Source organism: Fusibacter sp. A1, assembly GCF_004125825.1.
Lineage (GTDB): Bacteria > Bacillota > Clostridia > Peptostreptococcales > Acidaminobacteraceae > QQWI01.
Genome location: NZ_QQWI01000015.1, coordinates 1 through 14,548 on the forward strand (window position 1 = coordinate 1; position 14,548 = coordinate 14,548).

Annotated in this window: 15 protein-coding genes, 7 tRNA genes and 1 rRNA gene; 15 read left to right on the top strand and 8 right to left on the bottom strand. The window is 43.4% G+C overall.

Features of this window, described 5'->3' with window-relative positions:
* The first annotated feature begins 10 nt into the window (after window positions 1–10).
* The 13 genes from rrf (at window position 11) to DWB64_RS17135 (ending at window position 5,038) form a co-directional block, all read left to right on the top strand.
* Window positions 11–127: ribosomal RNA gene (rrf, locus tag DWB64_RS17075) — 5S ribosomal RNA — on the top strand.
* 414 nt (window positions 128–541) lie between these two features.
* Window positions 542–1,885 (top strand): hypothetical protein, encoded by a 1,344-nt coding sequence (locus DWB64_RS17080; protein WP_129489438.1) that lies wholly within the window; start codon window positions 542–544, stop codon window positions 1,883–1,885.
* Between the two features lie 49 nt (window positions 1,886–1,934).
* Window positions 1,935–2,243, top strand: coding sequence for a hypothetical protein (locus tag DWB64_RS17085; RefSeq protein WP_129489439.1), 309 nt, complete (start codon window positions 1,935–1,937; stop codon window positions 2,241–2,243).
* 8 nt (window positions 2,244–2,251) lie between these two features.
* The gene (locus tag DWB64_RS17090) at window positions 2,252–2,668 is read left to right on the top strand and encodes a C-GCAxxG-C-C family (seleno)protein (RefSeq protein ID WP_129489440.1); all 417 of its coding nucleotides are present in this window, start codon (window positions 2,252–2,254) and stop codon (window positions 2,666–2,668) included.
* Between the two features lie 49 nt (window positions 2,669–2,717).
* A complete protein-coding gene (locus DWB64_RS17095) occupies window positions 2,718–3,620 on the top strand; it encodes a YafY family protein (RefSeq protein WP_129489441.1) in 903 nt (300 codons plus the stop codon).
* A gap of 85 nt (window positions 3,621–3,705) precedes the next feature.
* On the top strand, window positions 3,706–3,963 hold the full coding sequence (locus DWB64_RS17100) for a zinc ribbon domain-containing protein (protein WP_129489442.1): 258 nt from the start codon (window positions 3,706–3,708) through the stop codon (window positions 3,961–3,963).
* A 202-nt stretch (window positions 3,964–4,165) separates the two neighbouring features.
* A tRNA-Asn gene (locus DWB64_RS17105) sits at window positions 4,166–4,240 on the top strand.
* A 42-nt stretch (window positions 4,241–4,282) separates the two neighbouring features.
* Window positions 4,283–4,358, top strand: a tRNA-Val gene (locus DWB64_RS17110).
* Window positions 4,359–4,501: 143 nt separating this feature from the next.
* Window positions 4,502–4,585: transfer RNA gene (locus tag DWB64_RS17115), tRNA-Leu, on the top strand.
* Window positions 4,586–4,614: 29 nt separating this feature from the next.
* Window positions 4,615–4,699, top strand: a tRNA-Tyr gene (locus DWB64_RS17120).
* Between the two features lie 4 nt (window positions 4,700–4,703).
* Window positions 4,704–4,778 (top strand) — tRNA-Gly (locus DWB64_RS17125).
* A 45-nt stretch (window positions 4,779–4,823) separates the two neighbouring features.
* Window positions 4,824–4,912 (top strand) — tRNA-Ser (locus tag DWB64_RS17130).
* Window positions 4,913–4,962: 50 nt separating this feature from the next.
* Window positions 4,963–5,038 (top strand) — tRNA-Phe (locus DWB64_RS17135).
* Window positions 5,039–5,435: 397 nt separating this feature from the next.
* On the opposite strand, the gene trpA is transcribed toward DWB64_RS17135, so the two are convergent.
* The 8 genes from trpA to aroF all read right to left on the bottom strand — a co-directional run bounded on the left by trpA (window position 5,436) and on the right by aroF (window position 12,621).
* Window positions 5,436–6,164 (bottom strand): tryptophan synthase subunit alpha, encoded by a 729-nt coding sequence (gene trpA, locus DWB64_RS17140; protein WP_129489443.1) that lies wholly within the window; start codon window positions 6,162–6,164, stop codon window positions 5,436–5,438.
* Window positions 6,161–7,336 carry a tryptophan synthase subunit beta gene (trpB, locus tag DWB64_RS17145; RefSeq protein WP_129489444.1) on the bottom strand — a complete coding sequence of 392 codons (1,176 nt, stop codon included), beginning with the start codon at window positions 7,334–7,336 and terminating at the stop codon, window positions 6,161–6,163. The genes trpA and trpB overlap by 4 nt, the downstream gene beginning before the upstream one ends.
* Window positions 7,326–7,907, bottom strand: a complete 582-nt coding sequence (locus DWB64_RS17150) for a phosphoribosylanthranilate isomerase (protein ID WP_129489445.1) — start codon at window positions 7,905–7,907, stop codon at window positions 7,326–7,328. Before DWB64_RS17150 ends, trpB begins: the two co-directional genes overlap by 11 nt.
* Window positions 7,894–8,676 carry an indole-3-glycerol-phosphate synthase gene (locus DWB64_RS17155; protein WP_164980470.1) on the bottom strand — a complete coding sequence of 261 codons (783 nt, stop codon included), beginning with the start codon at window positions 8,674–8,676 and terminating at the stop codon, window positions 7,894–7,896. Before DWB64_RS17155 ends, DWB64_RS17150 begins: the two co-directional genes overlap by 14 nt.
* Window positions 8,666–9,685 (bottom strand): anthranilate phosphoribosyltransferase, encoded by a 1,020-nt coding sequence (trpD, locus tag DWB64_RS17160; RefSeq protein WP_129489447.1) that lies wholly within the window; start codon window positions 9,683–9,685, stop codon window positions 8,666–8,668. The genes DWB64_RS17155 and trpD overlap by 11 nt, the downstream gene beginning before the upstream one ends.
* On the bottom strand, window positions 9,660–10,262 hold the full coding sequence (locus DWB64_RS17165) for an aminodeoxychorismate/anthranilate synthase component II (RefSeq protein WP_129489448.1): 603 nt from the start codon (window positions 10,260–10,262) through the stop codon (window positions 9,660–9,662). Before DWB64_RS17165 ends, trpD begins: the two co-directional genes overlap by 26 nt.
* On the bottom strand, window positions 10,246–11,571 hold the full coding sequence (locus tag DWB64_RS17170; RefSeq protein WP_164980471.1) for an anthranilate synthase component I family protein: 1,326 nt from the start codon (window positions 11,569–11,571) through the stop codon (window positions 10,246–10,248). Before DWB64_RS17170 ends, DWB64_RS17165 begins: the two co-directional genes overlap by 17 nt.
* A gap of 225 nt (window positions 11,572–11,796) precedes the next feature.
* The gene (gene aroF, locus DWB64_RS17175; protein WP_129489450.1) at window positions 11,797–12,621 is read right to left on the bottom strand and encodes a 3-deoxy-7-phosphoheptulonate synthase; all 825 of its coding nucleotides are present in this window, start codon (window positions 12,619–12,621) and stop codon (window positions 11,797–11,799) included.
* 433 nt (window positions 12,622–13,054) lie between these two features.
* Here aroF and moaC point away from each other — a divergent pair, with 433 nt between their 5' ends.
* Together moaC and DWB64_RS17185 are read left to right on the top strand one after the other, a co-directional pair.
* Window positions 13,055–13,531, top strand: coding sequence for a cyclic pyranopterin monophosphate synthase MoaC (gene moaC / locus DWB64_RS17180; RefSeq protein WP_129489451.1), 477 nt, complete (start codon window positions 13,055–13,057; stop codon window positions 13,529–13,531).
* 104 nt (window positions 13,532–13,635) lie between these two features.
* On the top strand, window positions 13,636–14,517 hold the full coding sequence (locus DWB64_RS17185; protein WP_371682613.1) for a YitT family protein: 882 nt from the start codon (window positions 13,636–13,638) through the stop codon (window positions 14,515–14,517).
* Window positions 14,518–14,548 lie beyond the last annotated feature (31 nt).

Here is a 14,548-nt window from a genome sequence, read left to right on the forward strand (position 1 = left end):
AAATCAAAGATTAGGTGACGATGGCAAGAGGGATACACCCGTTCCCATCTCGAACACGGAAGTTAAGTCTCTTAGCGTCGAAAATACTTGCCGGGCAGCTGGCTGGGAAGATAGAACGTTGCCTATTTGAAAAAGACACATCAGTTTATAACTGGTGTGTTTTTTCGTATGTACAGAATGATTTATTGGACAGCAACGATCTTTTGTTCCCAGTGGCCGGTCCGTGAACAAAGTACGTTCACTTCCACCGGTTGCGAGTAAAAAACACTCGCAAGGATAGAACGTTGCCTATTTGAAAAAGACACATCAGTTTAACTGGTGTGTTTTTTCGTTTTTGGTAAAAGGGGTTGGAGAGACCTTATCTGGGGTCGGGCTCCGTGAACTCTGCCCGTGAATGAAATACAATTCACTTACGCAGTCTACGAATAAAAAGCATTCGTAGCACGATTCACTTACAGCCCCCACGAGCAAAGTTCGCTCGTGGTACGTTCGTAGTATGATATACTTAATATGGTATATATGTTAATAAAGGAGCGGGGATATGAGGGATGTTTGTCAGTATTGTGGTGAGATTAAGCGTGTGAAGGGGTTTGGTAGCAAGAATTACTGTAAGAGCTGTGCTAAGTTGATCGGGGCTAAGGGTGAGGTTAAGGTTAAGGTCAAGGTTAAGGTTAAGGTCAAGGAGGAGGAGGATCATGTTGCTGAGCGTCCTCGAGTCGATGTAAAGGATGTTGAAAATAGGTATGCTCAGTCTTATTCTACTGAGAGGGTTGTGGAATCTTCTTCTATGGACAGTGGCGATTTAAAGCCATTTGTCGGAACTCGTGTCGATAATCAAACTTATCTTAATAGATATAAGTTAGCTAAGTCTGATGCCTTTAAATACTTAAGTGTTTTCTATGGATTCTCTGCCTTGATTCTAATTACGAGACTATCGATAGAGCAAATGCCCCTTCAGATACTGCTGATTATACTATTCGGTACAGCTTGTATTGCTACTTACTTGAGTTTTGAGAATACGATGAAAGCAGATTTGGCCTATAAGCAAGGTCTTTTGCAAAAACATCCGACAATTGCCGATGACCATAACCGCTATTTTACAATTTCTACATTGCTGCTTGACGGTCAGGTGCTCAAAAGTAAGAACCTCGAGTTGAGAGATTTGCTTTGTCAGATTTGTGAGGTTGTCTATGATCTGCGCAACTCTGTGTGGATTCAAGAAATCAGCAGGTCGGGTGAAGGATCGATGTTACAACTACTTTCAATAAGGTGGACCGCCTTGTCCAGGCTGGTTTTCACTTATGGTTTTGGTTTATTTCTTATTTTGATTTTGACCAGTCACAATGCGAATCTGTTCTATTTGATTTTTATAGTGTTCCAGCTAACGGTGATTGCTATAAGTTATGTGACGGTGATGGATAAGACATTGGCTCTATATGAAAGTGATGGGCAGTTGGAGAATATCTGTATCTATGAATTTAATATTCCACTTTTTAAAAGAGAGAAGAATAGCGGTAAGATAAAACTATTTCTGGGTGCGGACATTGATCTTGAAAAGGAGCAACGGTGTGTGGTTTCTAGCACGTTCAACTCTATTGCCTTTTCGGTGCTCTTGAGTGAAGATCTTGAATATGGGGTTGAACCACCTGTTATGTCATCAGAGCCTGCAGGTCTTTTGGCTGATATAGAAGTCGATGAGGTTTCACCTATATCCAGTGAGGAGATGATTCTTTCAAGATGCGGTCATCTTGGCAGCTATGAGCAGGCTATCGTACTTGGAATCGCTCTTGATCTACTAAAGGAAGGTTATGATTTTGAACGAGCGCTCGCCATCCCTCTCAACCACGTCGATAAGAATGTCAACTTGTTCTCTAACCCTTGGTAATGTGCTATACTGTTAGGGGTAATTGATAATTTTATTTAAGGAGCATGTGATGGAATTTTTGCAAAACGAATTTGGGATATTTTTAATATCATATATACTGACAATCGCGATAACAACAGTTGGAATCGTAAAGAAACAGCAAAAAGAGTTAAAGATCTACTTAGTCAGAAACTTTGGTGCGAAGTATCGGATGATCACTTTTTTAGGCATGATGTCATTGGTTGTAAGTTTACCGATGATCTTATCGTATCTTTCGTTTTCGAATATGGCATCTGCCATGCCTATGGGTTTTGCGCTTGCGATTTATGTGACTTTGAACAGAGTAAGGATTACTGAAGAAGATTTGTCTGAAGAATAGGGGTAACTATGTCTATGATTGAGAGTATCCGTAAATTTCGTCAAAAGGAATTTGATTTGAGTTGTTCAGAAGCCACGCTGTACGCTGCTAATGAATCCTATGCCTTGCAGCTCGATGAAGAGGCTTTAAAGATGATGGCTGGTTTTAGCGGTGGAATCATGCGAGAAGATATCTGCGGTGTCGTTACAGGTAGTATTGCTGTTTTAAGTGTTCTATTTACGGATGGGGTCGCTCACCAGAGCCCTGTATTGAAACAGGCGGTAGACCATTATATGACTTCATTCGAGGCTGAGTTCGGCTCGACGAGTTGCAAAGTTTTAAAAGGAACCCATCGAGATAAGGTTGAGGATTCCTGTGACCCTGTAATTTTTAAGAATGCTGAGTTGCTAAACCAGGTCATTGAAGAATACAATAAGAATAGGTAGGATAGAAGTCGCACCCTTTGGTTGCGACTTTCTTTGAAGGAAGGTATAGATGAAATCAGAACGGTTACTTCAAATCATGTTGATGATGTTGAATCACAATCTTGTTACTGCAAAAGAACTTTCCATACGCTACGGGGTATCCATCAGGACGATCCAAAGGGATATGGACGCGCTCAGCCGCATGGGTATTCCGATACACTCTGAACAAGGGGTCCATGGCGGGTATAGTATTCCGACGGGGTATCGTATCGACAGGCATACTTTAACAAGCAAGGAACAAGCACTGATTTTAAGAACACTAAGAAGCGTGAGCGGTATGGTGGACGATTCAGATCTCAATCAGGCGGTTGCCAAGATATCGTCTGTTAGAGCGACTGACGTGCAATTGGAGCCGGTCTGGGTGGATATCCTTCCATGGGATGGGAATGACCAGTTCTCTGATCTTATTGGCATCATCAAGCAGGCTATTATTGATAAGAAGCGATTAGCTTTTGAGTATGTTAAAGCTAGTGGAACGACCAGCCAACGCAAAATAGACCCTTTCAGGGTCCTTCTGAAAGGCTATTCGTGGTATGCATATGGTTTTTGCCATCTTAGAGGGGAAAATAGATTGTTTAAGATTTCTAGAATGAGGAATCTTAAACGGATAAATGAGAATGTATACACCACCTTTAGCGGAGAAGTTCCATTTGCCAATGGAGAAGGACACGGCGAAGCAATACATGTGAAGTGTCACAAAAATATTTTTTATAATGGCGATACCTATATTGATCCATCAAAAGTGATCTTCGATGATGAAGGTTACTTTGAGGCGCTGCTTCCTTTCCAAATCGATCACTGGACCTTTGGGTACTTGCTTAGCCATAGTAACTACATGGAAGTGATTTCACCAAAAGCTGTACGCGATGAGCTATTAAAACGTGCAAAAAAAGCAGTAGACTTGTATAAGTAACTTTAAATACGACATAGACTGACATGGTTGTAGTGGTAGACTGGCTTTAGATAAAGGATTGTCTTATGTGATCAGGAGGTCGATTATGAACGATTTGATTTGTCAAAGCTGTGCAATGCCGATGAGCAACGAGAAAATGATGGGTACTGAAAAGGACGGAAGTGTGAATAGGGATTATTGTACCTACTGTTATCAGGAAGGAAAATTTACTGATGATATGAAAAATTTGGTAGAAATGATAGCCGTTTGTATACCACATATGGTTTCTGAAGGGTTGAGTGAAATCGACGCAAAAAATATTTTGCAAAATACACTTCCGAATTTGAAAAGATGGAGTGTATGAAACGACAAAAAAAGAGCTGTTTCATTAAGACAGAATAGTCAAACATTTTTAAAACTTCTTAGTGTTTTCAACACTTTTAAGTTTTAAAAATGTTGTCTTTCGGGTATGTCAAAAAAAAAGATTATAAAACCCGTTGACATTCTTTTGAGTCTAGTATATGATAATCATGTCGCCTCGAGAGAGAGACGAAGACCTAACAGATTCCAAGGTAGCTCAACGGTGGAGCAACCGGCTGTTAACCGGTAGGCTGTGGGTTCGAGTCCCACCCTTGGAGCCACTAATTTTATCACCCAGATAAAATGCACACACCATTAAAAATGGGAGCATAGCTCAGCTGGGAGAGCGCTTGCCTTACAAGCAAGATGTCATAGGTTCGATCCCTATTGTTCCCACCAACTCAATTTTTTATTGCAGATGGTAGGTTTTACGAAGTAAATACCGAGAGTCGAGGCAATAAAAAATGGTCGTTGCATAGCAACGAGAGTACATTAGCGTATTTCGCACTCTGTGCAAAAGTTAATGTCCAAGCATTACAACCGCGGGTATGGCGGAATTGGCAGACGCGCTAGACTTAGGATCTAGTGACTAGTTCGTGGGGGTTCAAGTCCCTCTACCCGCACCAATTTTATTTTGAAGCATCTGCTTCATTAAGGAGGAGTTCCCGAGTGGCCAAAGGGGACGGACTGTAAATCCGTTAGCAGAGCTTTCGCTGGTTCGAATCCAGCTTCCTCCACCAATTTGCGGAAGTGGCTCAGTGGTAGAGCATCGCCTTGCCAAGGCGAGGGTCGCGAGTTCAAATCTCGTCTTCCGCTCCAAATTTTATATCCAAGGTGATTTACTTTGTAAATCACTAATTTTATGGAGAGGTACCGAAGCGGTCATAACGGGGCGGTCTTGAAAACCGTTAGGGTGCAAGCCCACGTGGGTTCGAATCCCACCCTCTCCGCCATTTTATTTTTCGCAGTGCGAAAATCATGGATATGAATTACAAAATTTTATGCCCAGATAGCTCAGTTGGTAGAGCAGTGGATTGAAGCTCCACGTGTCGGCGGTTCGACTCCGTCTCTGGGCACCATTTGAAAAACATCACGTAGTGATGTTTTTTACTTTTTTGATTTATTATACATAGTCGAACCAGCCGGATGCTTGCTTGCGCAAGGTTGAGAGATTTAAGCCGCTAAACGTTGTTTACAGTACAAAACAACAGGCGCTGGGCGCTACGAACAAAGTACGTTCGTAGGCGACTCCGTCTCTGGGCACCAGTTGAAGAACATCACGTAGTGGTGTTTTTTACTTTTTTGATTTATCTGACTTAGTCGAACCAGCTGGAAGCTTGCTTGCGCAAGATTGAGAGACTTAAGCCGCTAAACGTTGTTTACAGTACAAAACAACAGGCGCTGGGCACTACGAACAAAGTATGTTCGTTGGCGACTCCGTCTCTGGGCGAGACGCTGCCCGTGAACAGAGTGCGTTCACTTTCGCAGGGGTGACACTAGTGCCTCTATTTCTTTGAAGTCGCCATTTGCTTGTAAGCGTAGTATTTCGCTTGCTATGATGATTCCGTCTACTGTACCTGAGAGGTTAGCGATATCTTTTTTTGATTTGATGCCAAAGCCTGCGATGATGGGACCCTGATAATGGGTCCTTATTTTTTTTAGGACGGGTTGTAGGTCCTTTTTTGTTCCTGTGGTTGTCCCTGTGATTCCATTTACTGTGACCAGATAGATGAAATCATCTGCTTGCTCGCAATATTCTTTGATCCTACTTTCGCTTGTGTCTGGTGTGATTAGGGGCACGACTGGCAAGCTGTGTTCTTTAAAGATGGATAGATAGCTTTCATATGCTTCAAGGGGGAGGTCTGGAATTACAATGGAGCTAAAGTGTGTGGATAAGGAGCCTACTGTCTTATCGATGCCACCGGCTAGGATTGGGTTAAGATAGGTCATGAGCGTTAGTTTTACTTGTGGATGATCTCTTTTTATTGAGGAGATATCCACAAGTAATTCCTGAATGGTGGGATGATTTTTTAATGCGAGTTGATTCGCCTTTTGTAGGGTTTCACCGTCAGCGACGGGGTCTGAAAAAGGAAACCCGATTTCAATTCGTGTGGCACCTGAGTGTATGAAACGCCTGATTAAGGATAGGCTCTCCATTTTGGTGGGGTAGCCGTAAAGGGCATAGGGCATGACGATCGTTTTCATAAGACTTCCTCCTTGTGTTCTCTTAAGAGCTGATCCAGATCCTTGTCGCCTCTACCCGATAGATTTAGGACGATTGTATACCCTTTTGGATAAGTGCTTTTTAGGACATGGGCGATGGCATGAGCGCTTTCTAGGGCTGGAATGATTCCCTCGCTTCTTACTGTTTTTCTAAAGGCTTCGATGACTTCCTTATCGGTTACTGAACGGTAATCCACCCTTTTTATGTCGTTCAGATAGCAATGCTCCGGACCGACACCTGGATAGTCAAGACCTGCCGAGATGGAATGTGTTTCTTTGATCTGTCCATTTTCATCTTGAAGCAGATACATTTTCGATCCGTGGAAGACGCCCACTTTTCCACTTGTGATGGTCGCGGCATGAAAGTCGGTGTGCAGACCCTTACCTGCGGCTTCCACACCGGTAAGCTTGACGGAGGTATCCTCGATAAAAGCTGAGAAGATGCCGATGGCATTGCTGCCACCACCGATGCATGCAATCACTTCATCAGGAAGTGTACCAAATTGGTTCAAACATTGCTTACGTGCTTCTGTTCCGATGATGCTTTGAAAGTTTCTTACCATTTCGGGGTAGGGGGCAGGTCCGATTGCTGAACCGATGACATAAAAGCAGGATGTCGGATGACTGACCCAGTACCTGAGCGCTTCACTTGTCGCATCCTTTAGGACATTGCTTCCTTTTTCTACTGCAATGACGGTAGCGCCAAGCATTCTCATCCGGTCGACATTATGGGCTTGGCGTTTTATATCGGAGAATCCCATGAATACCGTGCATTTCATGCCAAGTTTTGCTGCTGCTGTTGCGGTTGCGATACCATGCTGTCCCGCACCGGTTTCGGCGATCAGATGATCGATGCCCATCCGCTTTGCAAGTCTTGCCTGACCGATCGCATTGTTGATTTTATGAGCGCCTGTGTGGCAGAGATCTTCACGTTTGAAATAGAGATGGATTCCAAGTTCCTGTGATAGGTTCTGGGCATAATAGAGAGGGGTTTCTCGACCGATGAAGAACTTGTGGTCTTTATTCAAGTCTTCGAGGAAGTCAGGATCCTTCATCGCCTGCCTATATGCTTTTTCAACATTTTCTAGTGGTCCTGCAAGTGTTTCGGGCATAAACTTACCGCCATATTCTCCATAATAGCCATTAGACTTCATTTAATGGGCCTCCTTTTTTTACTGACTTGATAAAGGCAGCGATTTTCTTTTGATCTTTTTTACCATGAGTTTCAACTCCGCTGCTCACATCCACCGCGTAAGGCCTAAAGATCCGTATGCATTCTGAAAGGTTTGTCAGGTTCAAGCCGCCTGCTATGAATAGCGGCAAGTCGGAGCTTATTTCTTTTGTCCAATCAAAGGCTTGACCGGAACCGGGATGTTTACTGTCGATTAGAAGCATGTGGGTCTCGGGACTACTGGGGATAGAATCGGGTGTACCGCTACGTATGATTTTAATGCCTCCCTCTAGGTTGTAGTTGAGGTCATCATAGACTTGAATCGCATAGGGCTTTAATACTCTGACTATTGTTTCGACTTCCTTTGGGTGCTGATTCTTAAAAACCGCAACTAATTTTGCTTGTGGCAGCAGGCGTTTTATTTCCAGCGCTTCCTCTAAATCAATTTGTCGTTTGCTCACGGCAAAGACAAGACCAAGATAATCGGCGCCTAGCCTCGCGGTAAAAAGGGCATCGGCCACATTGGTGATTCCACAAATCTTAACTTTTGTCATTGCCTTTTACCTCCACTAAAGTGTGTATAAAACCGGCTTTGTCTGTCGCGTTCATGATTGCTGTGCCGATTAAGGCGCCGCTGATCTGCTCATCGAGCAAGTGTCTGACATCCTCTGTACTACGTATGCCGCTTTCTGTGATGATAGGCACTCCCCTGTCTGGTAGGAGCTTGAGAACCTTGCCGGTATGCTCCACATTTGTTTTTAGAGACTTCAGATCCCTATTGTTGACTCCTAGGATATCGTAATCCAGGTCCTTGATCCTTTCGATACAAGATGGACCATGCACTTCGATTAAGACCTCCAATCCTTTTGATTTCGCATAGCTTGACAGGGAAGACAGATCAATTTTATCCCCTAGTGCTGCGATTAGAAGAATGACGTCCGCACCTAGCTTATGGGCGATGTCTATTTGAACGGTATCGATGATAAAGTCCTTATTGAGAATGGGACGCCGGGTCAGGGAGGCTGCTGTTTTCAAATCATCGTATATTCCACCAAAATACATGCTTTCTGTAAGAATGCTATAAGCACTTGCGCTGGTTTTCTCATAGTCGCCAATCATATCTGCAACACTAGCGTGAGGATGAAGTAGGGGATTTGACGGAGACCTTCGTTTAAACTCCGCGATGACTGTAAATGCAGTTGGATTCCTAAGCAGTTTTGACAAGGAATGAAAAGGTCTGGTTCTGCTTTCGAGAGTTTTGCAGTAGCGGTTCAGATAGGGTAGCAAGCTTGTCTGCTGTTCATAAATGGTATTAAGAAACACTGTTTGTCCTCCTAAGCTCTTGAACATGATCATCCAGTCGATTTGTTTTTAACAGTTGTCGAACGATCTTGATACATTCGTTTAAATCGGTGCGGTAATTGCAGGTAAATAGTGCAAAGGAGGCATTGAAGATGACGGCTTCACTATAGGGATTGACTTCTTTAGAACGCAACACAAGTTCTGCAGCCTCTAAGGCGTGGGACTTGTCTCTGATGGCCAGACTTGCATTTGTAAAAGGTGTCAGCTCATACTCCTTAGGATCGATCACACGTCTTGCGATCGCATCGGCAGTTACATGAAGTAGGGTGTTTGGCCCTTCTAGGGAAAGCTCGTCCAGTCCACCAAAACCGTGGACCACATAGCCGTTTTTTATTCCCTGCGCCTGCATCGCCTGAGCCATCGGCTTTAACAGCGAGGACTTATAGACCCCTAAAACCTGGTAGGTAAGGGCTTGTGGGTTTACAAGCGGTCCTATCAGATTAAAGATGGTGGGATGAGGGATTGATTTTCTTATCGGCATGATCTGCTTCATCAGCGGATGCGCATATGGGGCGTAAATCAACATTAGATGATTCCTTACGAGTCTACTGTGCGTTTGATCGTCGGGCAAGCCATAGGGAATCTCAAGCTTGTCGATGATATCAAAACTACCACACTTTCCAGTCACCGACCGGTTGCCATGTTTGGCGGTAGGAAGACCTAAACAGCTTGTGACAAGTGATGTGAGTGTAGAAATATTGAAAGTTGAGAGACCGTCGCCGCCTGTTCCGCAAACATCAAGTAGAGGCAGGTCTCTTACCTGTTTGACAGGTGATAGCTCTTTCATCGCTCTTGAGAATCCAATGAGATTCGCCGCGGTTTCACCATGGTCGTGAAGCATGATGAGTATGCTTTTTATTTCTTCGTTATCAAATTTGCCACAGACTAAGTCTTCACATAATCTAAAAGACTCATCCGCTGTCAAGATTCCGTGTTCAATTTTTTTAAGCAGTGATTGGTCGATTGCCACTGAAAGCCTCCTTTAACCTAAGAAAATTTTTTAGGATTACTTCTCCATCATCCGTACCATAGGACTCCGGATGGAATTGTAACCCGTAGGTTGGATGTTTGACGTGTTTGACTGCCATTACCGTATTGTCAGAGGGGGCCGATGCAAGAACCTGAAGTTCAACGCACTTACTGACATCCACAGCCAGCGAATGGTACCTGACCGCATAAAAGTTGTGTGGCAGACCGCTGAATAGAGCATCTCCGGTATGGATGACTAGGTCTTTGACTCCATGTTTGATGGTAGGTGAAGGATTGACTTGTCCACTGAAGACTTCGGCGATACACTGTAGTCCCAAACAGACCCCTAGTATGGGAACACGTCCTGAAAAGGACTGGATCATGTCCTTTGTGTACCCCGCACTTTCAGGGCGTCCAGGTCCTGGCGAGATGACTAAGGCGCTAGGTGTCAGGGCTTGTGGATTTTTCAGTTGCGGGTTGTCATTCTTCAGTACAAGCAGTTCTTCACTGGTAAGAACCCGGATCATTTGTACGAGATTATAGGTAAATGAATCATAATTATCAATCACTAAAATCATGGCTTATTCCTCCTCTATGTGTGTGCTCAAGGGCACTGATCAAACCCATTGCCTTATGAACGAGTTCGTCCCGTTCTCCCTCCAGGGTAGAATCATTAACAATGCCGCTTCCTACACGTATGTTTACTTCATGACGGGTTTGATGCAGTGTTCGAATCGTAATAAGACTGGTATAATCGCCTTTTGAGTCCTCAATCACGAAGCTGCCCGCATAGTGTTTTCTCTCGGATGCCTCAATTTTGTCGATTAAATAAAGTGCCATCTTCTTAGGTGCGCCTGAGACGGTACCGGCAGGCAGGGTCGTGAAAAGAGGTTCAAAATAGCTTCCGCCCTCAAGCTGCATCCCTTGCACGGTACTAGCGATATGCATCACCTTACTCAGTTTTTTTAGCTGAGCGTAGCTGCTTACCTTGACACTTCCGGGTTTTGAGATTCTACCGAGATCATTTCTACCTAGGTCCACTAACATAAGATGTTCCGCCCGTTCTTTTTGACTTGATAGCAGCTCTTTAGCGCGTGACTCGTCTAGACCGTCATAAAGTCTTGGACAAGTCCCTGCAATTGGAACGGTCATGAGCGTACTTCCTTTTTTTTCAACCAGGATCTCAGGGCTTGCAGATAAGTAACTGTCCTCAATCAGGTGAAAAAGAAGGAGATAGGGAGAAGCGTTTTCGCTTAATAGGTAATCGAACACAAGGGTGAGATCACAGTTGCCGCTGGCACGTAAGGTGTTGCTAAGCACCAACTGAAACACATCACCTTGCTGAATCGCCTGTTTTGCTTGATCAAAGGCCATGCTGTAGGTGTCCTTGTCGCTTTCAAATTGAAAATGAAGCCGATCCGGGTGTTGATCATGGACTTGATGAGTTTTACAATATCGGATGATTCTCCTTTTGTATGCCTGATAATAGTCTGTGGTACTATCTGTAATTTGTGGGTTGCTTGAATAGACAAAACAGGAGACCCCGTTGTTCTTTCTATCGAAGTCTATGACTATTTCAGGGCTGATCGTGTGAATTGGGTGTTTGACCTCTTTTTTTAGGTAGCTGTTGTTTGCAAGATCAAAAGGAATCATGGAAATTTGTTTTGGCAGTTCAAGCTCTGCTTGAATGCGGTCGGATTGTCTTTGTTCAAAGAGCCTGCTGTCATACATGGCTTCGTTATCAAAGAGCTCTCCAATGCCAATGGTAAGTAAATCCGCTTCCTTTTCAAAATAGCAATAGTGAATCTCTTTGCGAAGCTGTCCGAGAATTCTAGATGGACTAGTATGCTTTAGCTCGGCTACGGTCATGCGCATTTTATGAATCATAATGTTTCCTTTCTTCATTCATTTTAGGTATAAAAAAACCCGTTCCCAAAAAGAACGAGTTGCATTAGTGAAGCCACCTTTTGGAATCCGAGACCAGTATCTCGTATCTCTATAACGGGAGAAACCGGCTCACCTACCCATTGAACCCTTCATTCAACTTCAGCTTGCTCTCCTGAATCCATTCGCCACATCTCGTATTACTGGGCTTTCACTAGTCCCAACTCGCTAAGAACCGATGATGCGGTTACTACTTTCAGTCATTGATTTATAGGTATTTAATTGTAAAAGCAACTGATCCAAAGCATCTAGCGTCATGGCCTGATGTCCGTCGCATTTAGCCTTGGCCGGTGATAGACTGATTTCTATCATTGATCCATTGAGGTCGACTGATTGTGCCGCTATGGTCAGCGGTGAAACCAGTTCTGCTTGTCCTGTCGCATGGGAGGGATCGATAATCACCTGAAGTCCCGTATTCATTTTAAGCGATATGGCAGAAGCGATATCAAGGACATTACGCGTAAATGGATCAAAGCTTCGGATACCACGTTCACACAGGATGATGTTGCGATTGCCTTCAGACATGATGTATTCCACTGAATGTAGATATTCTTTGAGCGTTGCCTGAAAACCACGTTTTAACAAGATCGTCTTACTGGACCTGCCGGCTCGTTTGAGTAAGGGATAATTGTACATGTTTCTTGTTCCGATTTGCAGGATGTCCGCATAGCGTTCCACCAGATCAAAATCTTCTGTACTCATGACTTCGGTGACAACGCTTAATCGATATTTGTCCGCCGCCTTTCGAATGTACTTTAGGCCTTCTTCACCCAAGCCCTGAAAGTCGGTCGGACTGGTTCGTGGCTTAAAGGCACCACCCCTCATGTAACGGATGCCTCTTTTGTGTAAGGCGTGAGCGATCGCATGGATTTGCGTCTCGCTTTCAATTGCACAGGGACCGACGATCAGTTCAAAAGAATCGAGCGGGGAAATGCCGGGTGGTTTGTCATAAAGAATGGGGAAGTTTTCTTTTGTAAAGAGTGAATTTTTCATACGTTTCTCCTATTGTTTGTTTTTGGGTAATAAAAAAAGACGTTCCAAACTGGAACGTCCCTCTACTCAACATCGATGAGCTCAAATGACTGATTTATCTTCCACTTCTACAATTTAGCGCATATGAAATTCCCGGCGTTTACTAAAACCCCAGTGCCACCAAATTGCATATGTAGTTGTGAATGTAGCTTCAGTATTTTTCAAGTTCATGACATTCACCTTTCGGAAGTAGTTGAATCATTTAAGATTAATCGAATTGTAACGTACTATGCCTGCATCGTCAAGGGGGGATGTCATTAATTTTAGTAAAAAACATCCAGCCAATCAAAAAATGACTTCTCAAGTTCGTGGTATACTGAAAGCATAGGATTATTTGGAAGGCTTTTACTTGGCAAGATTTGTGATTGATTTCTTTTATGTTGGAGGGATGATGATGTCTGGATTTACTCATTTTAATCGATATGGCGAGGGACATATGGTCGATGTCTCAAATAAGCCTGCTACCGAACGTCTTGCGGTAGCATATGGTGAAATAACGATGGCTGCAGAGACGATAGATAAAATTTTGCAGGAGAGCATTAAAAAAGGCAATGTGATCAGTGTAGCCCAGATCGCAGGAGTCATGGGGGCAAAAAAAACCAGTGACTTGATTCCAATGTGCCATAACCTGCTACTTAGCCATGTGGATTTGGAATTTGACATCGATCGAGAAGTGAATAAGATTAAAATTCGCGCAGTGGTTAAAACGAGCGGTAATACAGGGATCGAAATGGAGGCGCTTACGTCTGTATCGGTTGCGGCACTCACGATTTACGATATGTGCAAATCGATTGACAAAAACATGGTCATCGGCGAGATAAAACTGCTTGAAAAAAAAGGTGGCAAAAGCGGACATTATCTGCGAGGTTAAAAATAAAAGGATATCACAAATAATTAACTTCACTTTTGGGTATAGTAGACGTATAATCACTTGTTGACTTTAATGATGTACACTTATGCAAAAAGATAGATGAGGTGCTTGCTTTGAAAGATTCAAACAAAATAATGTGGGATGTGGTATACGTTTTAGCGGGAATGATGATTCTTGCCTTTGCCATTACAGCGATTCTAGAACCAAATCAGTTGATTACAGGCGGCATAACGGGCATATCGATAATTCTAGGTACATGGATGGGTATCGACTATACTATCTTCTATTATGTCTTGTCGCTTGGAACTTTGCTTGCCACGTTCTTGCTGCTTGGTAAAAGAGAAGCTAAAAAAATTGTGATTCTATCGGTGACGTTTCCACTTGTTCTGATGATTTTCAATCAGATCAACTTCAACTTAACTGAAAATGATATGTTCCTGGCGTCTGTCTACTATGGTGTAGTCGGTGGACTTGGAGCGGGATTGATTCTTAAAAGAGGTTATTCTTCAGGCGGGTCGGATTCGATCGGTAAGATCATTCATAAAAGACTTTATCCTTTTATCTCAATCAGCCTGATCATAACAACGATAGATATTCTGATTGTCATCACGTCAATGCTCGTGTACGATATCAAAGTCGCCTTATATGCCCTGATCACGCAATTCGTATTCTTAAAATCCGTCGAAGTGGTTCTGTTCGGTCTAGGGACACAGCTGATGAAGCTCGAGATTATCAGTAATTCGCAGAACGAGATCGAAGAGTATATCATGCATGAGATAAAAAGAGGAATTTCAAAGTATATGATCCTTGGTGGATACACGAATCAGGAAAGAGTGAAGATCGTTACGATTTGTTCGCCTCGCGAGTCGATGCTGATCAAGCAATTTATCGCTAAGATGGATGAGGATGCTTTTGTCGATATCCTGCCTGTCAGTTCCGTGTGGGGCAAGGGTCTTGGATTCAGCGGTCTCACAGATGATGATTGACGCGCTTAAAAAATGAATAAAGTAGTTCTTT

Excerpts from the sequence above, each read along its gene's own strand:
- DWB64_RS17080 (WP_129489438.1), top strand. The coding sequence starts at position 542 with ATGAGGGATGTTTGTCAGTATTGTGGTGAGATTAAGCGTGTGAAGGGG.
- DWB64_RS17085 (WP_129489439.1), top strand. The coding sequence starts at position 1,935 with ATGGAATTTTTGCAAAACGAATTTGGGATATTTTTAATATCATATATA.
- DWB64_RS17090 (WP_129489440.1), top strand. The coding sequence starts at position 2,252 with ATGTCTATGATTGAGAGTATCCGTAAATTTCGTCAAAAGGAATTTGAT.
- DWB64_RS17095 (WP_129489441.1), top strand. The coding sequence starts at position 2,718 with ATGAAATCAGAACGGTTACTTCAAATCATGTTGATGATGTTGAATCAC.
- DWB64_RS17100 (WP_129489442.1), top strand. The coding sequence starts at position 3,706 with ATGAACGATTTGATTTGTCAAAGCTGTGCAATGCCGATGAGCAACGAG.
- trpA (WP_129489443.1), bottom strand. The coding sequence starts at position 6,164 with ATGAAAACGATCGTCATGCCCTATGCCCTTTACGGCTACCCCACCAAA.
- trpB (WP_129489444.1), bottom strand. The coding sequence starts at position 7,336 with ATGAAGTCTAATGGCTATTATGGAGAATATGGCGGTAAGTTTATGCCC.
- DWB64_RS17150 (WP_129489445.1), bottom strand. The coding sequence starts at position 7,907 with ATGACAAAAGTTAAGATTTGTGGAATCACCAATGTGGCCGATGCCCTT.
- DWB64_RS17165 (WP_129489448.1), bottom strand. The coding sequence starts at position 10,262 with ATGATTTTAGTGATTGATAATTATGATTCATTTACCTATAATCTCGTA.
- DWB64_RS17170 (WP_164980471.1), bottom strand. The coding sequence starts at position 11,571 with ATGATTCATAAAATGCGCATGACCGTAGCCGAGCTAAAGCATACTAGT.
- aroF (WP_129489450.1), bottom strand. The coding sequence starts at position 12,621 with ATGAAAAATTCACTCTTTACAAAAGAAAACTTCCCCATTCTTTATGAC.
- moaC (WP_129489451.1), top strand. The coding sequence starts at position 13,055 with ATGTCTGGATTTACTCATTTTAATCGATATGGCGAGGGACATATGGTC.